The following is a 9,902-nucleotide window of genomic DNA, read 5'->3' as shown; positions in this document are numbered from 1 at the left end:
TATGAAATTATTTTACTTTTAGAACCTTTTGCATGGCAAAACAAAGCTGCTTCCTGCGCTGAAAAGCGTGGCATCAGCCACTTTGTTCTTTCAGCATTAGATAATTCATTCATTGCAGGATGGCTCCAAGAATGGTTTGCAATTTCACAATTTAACTTCATTTGTCTATTAATTATAGATTTGGTTTCATTAGTAATTTGATTTCCAACTAAAAAGAATGTAGCTTGAATTTTATATTTTCTATTATATCTAAAATCTTTGGAGTAGTATCAAGAGATGGACCATCATCAAAAGTTAAAGCAACAAATTTTTTCATAATTAACCTCCTAAAAGTTATAATTCACACACTAAATGTATAATATTACCAAAGGAATATATAATCAATAGCTTTTTTAATAAATTTGGTAATAAGTCTAATTATATTTTTTATTTTATTGAATAAAATGTGTAATATATAAAAAATAAGATGAAAATAAAAAATTAATAATAAATAAGCTTATGTGAATGAATAATGATACCTATAAAGCAAACTTGGTGATAAATTAATAAAAAATAGGGGGAATTTTTGATATTTGATATAAAAATATATTACTTAAAAGTATTAAAATATTTAAATTGTAAAAAATATGTTTAAATGTTGACTTTATACAAAAGAACGAGTACAATTTTAACAAAAGCTAAAAGTAAATATTTCCTAGAAATAAAAGGCAGAGATGGAGAAGGTTATTTGACGCAATAAAAGTTGCAGAGAGTCAGTGGTTGGTGTAAACTGATACTTTTAGTTAAATAGGTATCACTCCTGAGCTGAATCCAGAAAACTTTAAGTATTAAGGTGAGTAAGCGATATCCGGTGAGCATCCGTTATATGTAAGGGTTTGTTAGAACCGATTATGTTATATTTAGGCGGAGTTTATCCCACTTTTTATGATATATATATCATTATAAAGGTGGTTTTTTTTATACTTTATTCAAGAAATAATGTTCCGTTTTATAAATAAGGGGGGAAGAAGATGGAGCAAAAACATGTATTATCAGTTCTGGTACAAAATTCATCTGGTGTTTTGAGCAGAGTTGCAGGTTTATTTTCAAGAAGAGGATATAATATTGATAGCTTAACAGTTGGAAGAACTGATGACGAAAAAGTATCAAGAATGACAATTACTTTAATGGGTGATGAAGATGTTTTAGAACAAGTAAAAAAGCAACTTAACAAACTTGAAGATGTTTTAAAAGTCATTGATTTAAAGTCTGATAATTCAGTTTATAGAGAACTTGTATTAATAAAGGTAAAAGCTAGTGCTGAAAAAAGAGCTGACATTAATGAAATAGTTAAAATCTTTAGATGTAAGATCATCGATTTATCAAAGGAAACTTTAACTATAGAACTTACTGGAGATGAAAATAAAATATCAGCATTAATTAAGCTTATGGAGGAATATGGAATTCAAGAGCTTGTAAGAACAGGGGTGACAGCACTTGAAAGAGGAGACAAGACAATAAATAGTTATGATGATTATGAAGATAATATTTAATTAGTCAGTAAAGGGGGCAAACTTTAATGACCAATAAAAAGATAAGTATATTTGATTCTACATTAAGAGATGGGGCTCAAGGACAGGGAATTTCTTATTCTGTAGAGGACAAAATCAAAATAGTAAAAGCTTTAGATGATATTGGAGTCTCATATATAGAAGCAGGAAATCCAGGATCTAACCCAAAGGATATGGAATTCTTTAAAAGAATAAAGGAAGTAAGTTTAAAAACAACTAAAATTGCAGCTTTTGGATCAACAAGAAGACCAAATACAGATGCAAAGGATGATAATAATATAAAAAATTTATTAATAGCAGATACAGACGTAGTTGTAATATTTGGAAAGTCATGGGATTTTCAAGTTAAGGATATTTTAAAAACTACTCTAGAAGAAAATTTGAAAATGATAGAGGACACAATAAGTTTCTTAGCTTTACGGGGAAAAGAAGTAATATTTGATGCAGAACATTTCTTTGATGGGTATAAGAATAACAAAGAATATGCACTTCAAACATTGAAAGCGGCTAAAGAGGCAGGTGCCAAAACTGTAGTTTTATGTGATACAAATGGAGGTACTCTTCCAGGAGAAGTTGCAGCTATAGTAAAAGAAGCAGTAAGCAAAGTAGGGGGCAGTGTAGGAATACATTGTCACGATGATATTGGAATGGCAATTGCTAATTCAATCGTGGCAGCACAATCAGGGGCAGATCACATCCAAGGAACCTTTATAGGAACAGGTGAAAGATGTGGAAATTCAAATCTTAGTGCAATAATTCCAACTTTAAAACTAAAGCTTGGGGTTAATGTCATAGAGGAAGAACACCTTTCTAAATTAACAAGTGTTGCTAGATTCATAGCAGAAATTTCAAACATAACTCTAAAAGAAGATTCACCTTATGTAGGAAACTCAGCTTTTGCGCATAAAGGTGGAATGCATATAGATGCTGTATGTAAAGATTCAAAATCATACGAGCATATTAAACCAGAAACAGTAGGTAATGAAAGAAGATTTTTAATATCTGAAGTAAGTGGTAAGAGTACTGTATTTTCTCAGATACAAAAAATATTCCCCAATGTTTCTAAAGGAAGCAAGGAAATTCAATTAATTACAGATAAATTAAAAGAATTAGAATATGAAGGCTATCAGTTTGAAGGAGCTGAAGGTACTGTTGAACTCGTAATGAGAAAAATTATGGGTAAATACAAGCCCTTTTTTAAACTTAATCATTTCAAAGTATTTGCAGAACAGTCTTCGGATGGTAAAAAAGAATTTGCATCTTCAGTAATGATTAATGTTACTGTGGATGGTAAAAAGCAGATAAGTGCAGCAGAAGGAGAAGGCCCAGTAAATGCATTAGATAAAGCACTTAGAAAGGCGCTAGAAGTCTTTTATCCTCAACTAAGAGATGTAAGACTTGTAGATTATAAAGTAAGGGTCTTAGATTCTGAAAGTGCTACAGAATCAAGAGTAAGAGTTTTAATAGAATCTACAGATGGTGAAGAAAGCTGGAGTACAGTCGGTGTATCTAAAGATATAATCAAAGCTAGCTGGATAGCATTAGTAGACTCTATAGAATATAAATTGATAAAAGATATAGAGAAAAAAGTAAAAACTTATTTTTAGGGAGATGATTAGAAAATGGGTATGACAATGACACAAAAAATATTAGCAGCACACGCTGGTTTAGAAAGCGTAAAGGCAGGACAGCTTATAGAAGCTAATCTTGATTTAGTATTAGGAAATGATATCACAACACCAGTTGCAGTAACTGAGTTTAAGAAGTTTGGTGAAGGAAAACCTGTATTTAATAAAAGTAAGATTGCAATAGTTCCAGATCACTTTACTCCAAATAAGGATATAAAGGCTGCTGAACAAGTTAAATACATAAGAGGTTTTGCACATGAAAAAGAAATAGAAAACTTCTTTGAAGTTGGTGAAATGGGTATCGAACACTGTTTAGTTCCTGAAAAAGGATTAGCAGTTGCAGGAGATGTTGTAATTGGAGCTGACTCACATACTTGTACTTATGGAGCACTTGGTGCATTCTCAACAGGTATTGGTTCAACTGATATGGCTGCTGGTATGGCAACAGGTAAGTGTTGGTTTAAAGTACCATCTGCTTTAAAATTTGTTCTTAAGAATAAACCTGCAAAATGGGTAAGTGGTAAAGATGTTATTCTTCACATTATCGGTATGATAGGTGTTGATGGAGCTCTTTATAAATCAATGGAATTCGTTGGAGATGGATTACAATACCTTTCAATGGATGATAGATTTACAATGGCTAACATGGCTATTGAAGCTGGTGGAAAGAACGGAATATTCCCAGTAGATGAAAAAACTGAAGAATATTTAAAAGAACACACTAAGAGAGAATGGAAGAAGTTTGAAGCTGATGAAGATGCAGAATATGATGAAGTTTATGAAATAGACTTAAGCACATTAAGACCAACTGTATCATTCCCTCATTTACCAGACAACACAAGAACTATTGATGAAGCTCAAGGTCTTGAAATAGATCAAGTAGTTATCGGATCTTGTACAAATGGTAGAATTTCAGACTTAAGAATTGCTAGAGACATTCTTAAAGGAAAGAAAACTAACAAGAATATAAGAACTATTATTATTCCTGGTACTCAAAAGATTTATCTTCAAGCATTAGAAGAAGGAATAATCAAAGACTTAATTGAGGCAGGAGCTGCAGTATCTACACCAACTTGTGGACCATGTCTTGGAGGACATATGGGAATCTTAGCAAAAGGTGAAAGATGTGTATCAACAACAAATAGAAACTTTGTAGGAAGAATGGGACATGTAGAATCAGAAGTTTACCTAGCAAGCCCAGCAGTAGCAGCTGCATCAGCAATAACAGGTAAAATTACTGACCCAGAAACAGTGTAGGAGGTAGAAAATAATGAGCGTTAAAGGTAGAGTATTCAAATATGGAGACAATGTAGATACAGATGTAATTATCCCAGCAAGATATTTAAACACTTCAGATCCAAAGGAACTTGCTGCACACTGTATGGAAGATATAGATATAGATTTCGTTAAAAATGTTAAACCTGGAGATATAATAGTTGCAAATAAGAACTTTGGATGTGGTTCTTCAAGAGAACATGCACCACTTGCAATTAAGACAGCAGGAGTTAGCTGTGTTATAGCCTCAACATTTGCAAGAATTTTCTATAGAAACTCAATAAATATAGGATTACCAATTCTTGAATGTGATGAAGCAGTAAAAGCTATTGAAGCAGGGGACGAATTAGAAGTAGACTTCAAGAGCGGTGTAATCAAAAACTTAACTAAGAATGAAAGTTATCAAGGTCAAGGATTCCCAGAATTCATGCAAAGAATCATTGATAATGATGGATTAATCGGATATATAAAATCAAAATAAGCAATAAGGTAAATTTAGGGGGTTAAAAATATGAAATACAATATAGCAGTAGTTGCTGGAGACGGTATAGGACCAGATATAGTAGAGGAAACAATAAAGGTTTTAGATGTAGTTGGGGAAAAATTCGGACACGAATTTAACTACACTCGTACAATAGCAGGTGGATGTGCAATAGATAAGTTTGGAACTGCACTTCCAGAAGAAACACTAGAAGTTTGTAAGAAATCAGATGCAGTACTTTTAGGTGCAGTTGGAGGACCAAAATGGGATAATCCAGATGCAAAGGTAAGACCAGAACAAGCTCTTATGGGACTAAGATCAGGATTAGGTCTTTACTGTAACTTAAGACCTGCAACATTATATGCACCACTTAAGAATGCATCACCTTTAAAAGAAGAAATAGTTAATAAGGGAATTGATATTGCAATAGTCAGAGAATTAACTGGTGGTATTTATTTTGGTGAAAGAGGAAGAGAAGTAGTTGATGGAGTTCAATCTGCTTACGATACTGAAAGATATAATGTAAATGAAATAAAGAGAATTGCTAAAATCGGTTTTGAAACAGCAATGAAGAGAAAGAAAAAATTAACTTGTGTTGATAAAGCTAACATCCTTGAAAGTTCAAGACTTTGGAGAGTTGTTTTAGAGAAAATGGCAAAAGATTATCCAGAAGTAGAATTAAACTACTTATATGTTGATAATACTGCAATGCAAATAGTAAAGGAACCATCTCAATTTGATGTTATAGTAACTTCAAATATCTTTGGAGATATCCTTTCAGACGAAGCTAGTATGGTTACAGGATCAATTGGAATGTTACCATCAGCATCACTTGGAGAAGGAAGCTTAGGTATGTATGAACCAATTCATGGAAGTGCTCCTGACATTGCAGGAATGGGTATTGCAAATCCATTAGCAACTATTCTTTCAGGTGCTATGATGCTTAGATATAGCTTCAACTTAGAAAAAGAAGCTAAGACAATAGAAGATGCTGTTTTAGCTGTTCTTGAAGATGGATATAGAACTGGAGACATCATGAGCGAAGGAATGAAGAAAGTCGGAACTGTTGAAATGGGTAAATTAGTAATTGATAAAATAAAGGAGATGTAGTTAATTATGAGAAGTGACATTGTAAAAAAAGGTCCTTCAAAGGCACCACATAGATCACTATTTAAAGCTTCTGGTTTAACTGATGAAGAAATCGACAGACCTTTAATTGGTGTTGTAACATCTCAAAATGATATAATTCCAGGTCATGTTAACCTAGATAAGATTGTTGAAGGAGTTAAAAAAGGAGTACTAATAGGTGGTGGAACACCATTAGTATTCCCAACAATCGGGGTATGTGATGGTATTGCTATGGGACATGAAGGAATGAAATATTCTTTAGTAACAAGAGAACTTATAGCAGATAGTATTGAATGTATGGTTAAGGCTCATGCTTTAGATGCATTAGTATTAATTCCTAACTGCGATAAGATAGTTCCAGGAATGATGATGGCAGCTATGAGATTAAATATTCCAGCTGTTGTTGTAAGTGGAGGACCAATGCTTCCAGGTAAGTTTAAAGGTACTGATGTTTCATTAACTACTGTATTTGAAGCTGTTGGAGCATTTGAAAATGGAACAATGCTTGAAGGAGATCTTAAAGAACTTGAAAATAATGCATGTCCAACATGTGGTTCATGTTCAGGTATGTTTACAGCAAACTCAATGAACTGTTTAGTAGAAGCTCTTGGTATGGCTCTACCTGGAAATGGTACTATACCAGCAGTTTATTCAGAAAGAATAAGACTTGCAAAACAAGCAGGTATGGCAGTTATGAATCTTTTAGAAAAAGACATAAAGCCAAGAGATATAGTAACTAAGAAATCAATTGAAAATGCTTTATCAGTAGAAATGGCACTTGGATGTTCTTCTAATACAGTATTACATTTAACTGCTATAGCTAATGAAGCAAAGGTTCCAATAGACTTAGATATTATAAATGAAGTATCAGAAAAAGTTCCAAATCTTTGCCACTTAGCACCAGCATCTCAAACTCATATAATTGATTTATATGCAGCTGGTGGAATTGGAGCTGTAATGAATGAGCTTTCTAAGAAGGATTTACTTGACCTTGACTGCATAACTGCAACAGGAAAAACTCAAAGAGAAAATATAGAAGGTAAGCATGTATTGGATTATGAAATAGTAAGACCAATAGATAATCCATATATGACAACAGGAGGAATTCAAATACTAAAAGGAAACTTAGCGGTAGATGGAGCAGTTGTTAAGAAGTCAGCTGTTGCACCTGAAATGCTTGTACATGAAGGACCAGCTAAGGTGTTTGATTCAGAAGAAGAAGCTATAGCAGCAATCATGGGCAAAAAAATAGTTGCAGGGGACGTTGTTGTAATTAGATATGAAGGACCTAAGGGAGGTCCAGGAATGAGAGAAATGTTATCACCAACATCTGCAATAGCAGGTATGGGACTTGATAAAGACGTTGCTCTTATAACAGATGGAAGATTTAGTGGAGCTACAAAAGGGGCGTCAATAGGACACGTATCTCCAGAAGCTGCAGAAGGCGGACTTATAGCATTAGTTGAAGATGGGGATCTAATTTCTATAGATATAAACAGTGGTAAATTAGAGTTAAAAGTATCAGAAGAAGTTCTAGACCAAAGAAGAAAGAACTTAAAACCATTTGAACCAAAGGTAAAAGAAGGATATTTAGCAAGATATTCTAAACTTGTATCATCTGCAAGCACAGGTGCAATATTTAAGTAATTTGGTATATAGGTTTTAGCAAAATTTAAAAGGGGTAAATATATTTAATGATAGGAGGGGGCTTATTTGTTACTATCAGGATCGGATATAGTTATTAAATCTTTAATAGATGAGGGTACTAAAATAGTTTTTGGATATCCAGGAGGCCAAGTTATAAATATTTATGATTCTTTATATAAGTATCAGGATGAAATAAAACACGTTTTAACTTGCCATGAACAAAATGCTGCACATGCAGCAGATGGATATGCAAGAGCAACAGGTGAAGTAGGGGTGTGTATTGCTACGTCAGGACCAGGTGCGACTAACCTGGTAACAGGAATTGCAACAGCATATATGGATTCAATTCCTTTAGTAGCTATTACAGGTAATGTACCAATGAATCTTTTAGGTAAAGATAGTTTTCAAGAAGTTGATATTACAGGAATAACAATGCCTATTACAAAGCATAATTATATTGTTAAAGATGTAAATAAACTTCAAGAAGTAATAAAAGATGCTTTCCGTATTGCAAAGGAAGGTAGACCAGGCCCAGTTTTAATAGATATTCCTAAAAATATTCAGATAGAAAAAACAGAATATAAAGAACTAGCTAAAACAGAGCCTAAAAAAGTGAAAATTAGAAAAGATAAAATTAATGAAGCTATAGCCATGATTAATAAGGCTAAAAAGCCGTTTATATATGTTGGTGGAGGTGCAGTAGCATCAAATGCTTCAGAGCAAGTTTTAGCACTTGCAGAGAAAATAGATTCTCCAATATGTAATTCATTAATGGCAAGAGGAGTAGTTCCAAGTGATCATCCTTTATATACTGGAATGATTGGTATGCATGGAACAAAAGCTTCTAATATAACTGCTACAAAATGTGATTTATTTATTGCATTAGGAGCGAGATTCTCTGATAGAGTTATTTCTAATCCAGAAAACTTAAGTAATGCAAATATAATTCATATAGATATAGATCCAGCTGAAATAAATAAAAATGTAAAGGTAGATTTATCAATAACAGCAGATTTAAAAGATGCACTAGAAGTTATAGTTTCAGGTGTTGATGAAAAGAATAATGAAACTTGGATTGAAAACATGAATTCATTAAAGAGGCTACCTGCATATAAAGCTGAGGGAGAAGATGTATTAAGTCCTAAGGTATTATTTGATGCTTTAAATAAAGTAACAGATAAAGAATTAATTATTTCAACTGAAGTTGGTCAACATCAAATGTGGACTGCTCAATATTATAATTTTAAAAAGCCAAGAACGCTTATTACATCAGGAGGACTTGGAACAATGGGATTTGGACTCGGTGCGTCTATAGGAGCACAGTTTGGAAAGCCAAATTGCAAAGTTATTAATATAGCAGGGGACGGAAGTTTCATGATGAACTGTCAGGAACTTGCAACAGCAGTTACAAATAAATTACCACTAGTTGTAATTGTAATGAATAATAATGTTCTAGGAATGGTTAGACAATGGCAAACTCTTTTCTTTGATAAGAGATACTCTAATACTACACTAAATAGAAAAACTAATTTAGTGAAGTTAGCAGAGGCTTTTGGGGCTGAAGGTTATATGGTAAGAGAAAAGGAAGACCTAGATGACGTTCTAGAAAAAGCATTAAATGCAGAGGGACCAGTTCTTATTGATTACAGAATAGATAGTAATAAGAATGTATTCCCAATGGTTGCTCCAGGAGCACCAATTAATCAAATAATTACTGAAAGTGATTTAGATTAATTTAGAAAACAAAGATTAAAAATGAAAATTATGCACTGATACAAAAAAGTGTATATCCCATAATTAAAAGCTATCATACTAGTAAGAGTAAAATGTACCCTTAGTCAAGGACAATTAAAAAAAAGACTAAGTGGTACCTAAAAGATGGTTCCTGTAATCAACAGGGGTCATCTTTTTTAAATTCCATTGTGGTCTATAATAATTGTGATAATTAACATAATCATTAACTTCTTTAATTAATTCCTCAAAACTTTCACATTTTTTATATTAGCTTCGTCTTTTAAATGACCAAAAAACGATTTCTGCGGGGCGTTGTCCCAGCAGTTTCCGCATCTAGACATAGATTGTCCTAATTTGTTTTTTTTTGACCTTCTTTTGAAAAATTGGACTTGTATAATGAGCTCCTTGATCAGAATGGATAAAGGAATCTTTTCTAAGAAGAGACTTATTGTTATGTAT

At 32.8% G+C, this 9,902-nt stretch carries 7 protein-coding genes and 2 pseudogenes; 7 read left to right on the top strand and 2 right to left on the bottom strand.

Annotated elements, in window-relative coordinates; genetic code table 11:
- Positions 1–316, bottom strand: a pseudogene (locus BM384_RS12345) (polysaccharide deacetylase family protein); the annotation flags it as partial.
- Positions 317–1,010: 694 nt separating this feature from the next.
- On the opposite strand from BM384_RS12345, the gene ilvN reads away from it, so the two are divergent.
- The 7 genes from ilvN (at position 1,011) to ilvB (ending at position 9,443) form a co-directional block, all read left to right on the top strand.
- Positions 1,011–1,532, top strand: coding sequence for an acetolactate synthase small subunit (gene ilvN / locus BM384_RS12335; RefSeq protein ID WP_090014017.1), 522 nt, complete (start codon positions 1,011–1,013; stop codon positions 1,530–1,532).
- Positions 1,533–1,558: 26 nt separating this feature from the next.
- Complete coding sequence (gene cimA, locus BM384_RS12330; RefSeq protein ID WP_090014015.1) at positions 1,559–3,157, top strand: citramalate synthase; 1,599 nt, start codon at positions 1,559–1,561, stop codon at positions 3,155–3,157.
- 15 nt (positions 3,158–3,172) lie between these two features.
- On the top strand, positions 3,173–4,435 hold the full coding sequence (gene leuC / locus BM384_RS12325) for a 3-isopropylmalate dehydratase large subunit (RefSeq protein WP_090014014.1): 1,263 nt from the start codon (positions 3,173–3,175) through the stop codon (positions 4,433–4,435).
- A gap of 13 nt (positions 4,436–4,448) precedes the next feature.
- On the top strand, positions 4,449–4,934 hold the full coding sequence (leuD, locus tag BM384_RS12320; RefSeq protein WP_090014012.1) for a 3-isopropylmalate dehydratase small subunit: 486 nt from the start codon (positions 4,449–4,451) through the stop codon (positions 4,932–4,934).
- Positions 4,935–4,964: 30 nt separating this feature from the next.
- Entirely contained in the window at positions 4,965–6,044 is a 1,080-nt protein-coding gene (gene leuB / locus BM384_RS12315; RefSeq protein ID WP_090014010.1) for a 3-isopropylmalate dehydrogenase, read from the top strand.
- A 6-nt stretch (positions 6,045–6,050) separates the two neighbouring features.
- Entirely contained in the window at positions 6,051–7,709 is a 1,659-nt protein-coding gene (ilvD, locus tag BM384_RS12310; protein WP_090014008.1) for a dihydroxy-acid dehydratase, read from the top strand.
- 66 nt (positions 7,710–7,775) lie between these two features.
- The gene (ilvB, locus tag BM384_RS12305) at positions 7,776–9,443 is read left to right on the top strand and encodes a biosynthetic-type acetolactate synthase large subunit (RefSeq protein WP_090014006.1); all 1,668 of its coding nucleotides are present in this window, start codon (positions 7,776–7,778) and stop codon (positions 9,441–9,443) included.
- Between the two features lie 126 nt (positions 9,444–9,569).
- Here the strand turns inward: ilvB and BM384_RS12300 are convergent.
- A pseudogene (locus BM384_RS12300) lies at positions 9,570–9,902 on the bottom strand (IS3 family transposase); the annotation flags it as partial.

The sequence above is a fragment of the Clostridium sp. DSM 8431 genome (genome assembly GCF_900116755.1).
Classification (GTDB): domain Bacteria; phylum Bacillota; class Clostridia; order Clostridiales; family Clostridiaceae; genus Clostridium.
Note: the sequence above shows the minus strand (reverse complement) of the source record. Positions and strands in the feature narration are given on the sequence as shown.

What these genes read in the sequence shown, in the direction of transcription:
- leuB (WP_090014010.1), top strand. Translation starts at nt 4,965, where the DNA reads ATGAAATACAATATAGCAGTAGTTGCTGGAGACGGTATAGGACCAGAT.
- cimA (WP_090014015.1), top strand. Translation starts at nt 1,559, where the DNA reads ATGACCAATAAAAAGATAAGTATATTTGATTCTACATTAAGAGATGGG.
- ilvN (WP_090014017.1), top strand. Translation starts at nt 1,011, where the DNA reads ATGGAGCAAAAACATGTATTATCAGTTCTGGTACAAAATTCATCTGGT.
- leuC (WP_090014014.1), top strand. Translation starts at nt 3,173, where the DNA reads ATGGGTATGACAATGACACAAAAAATATTAGCAGCACACGCTGGTTTA.
- leuD (WP_090014012.1), top strand. Translation starts at nt 4,449, where the DNA reads ATGAGCGTTAAAGGTAGAGTATTCAAATATGGAGACAATGTAGATACA.
- ilvD (WP_090014008.1), top strand. Translation starts at nt 6,051, where the DNA reads ATGAGAAGTGACATTGTAAAAAAAGGTCCTTCAAAGGCACCACATAGA.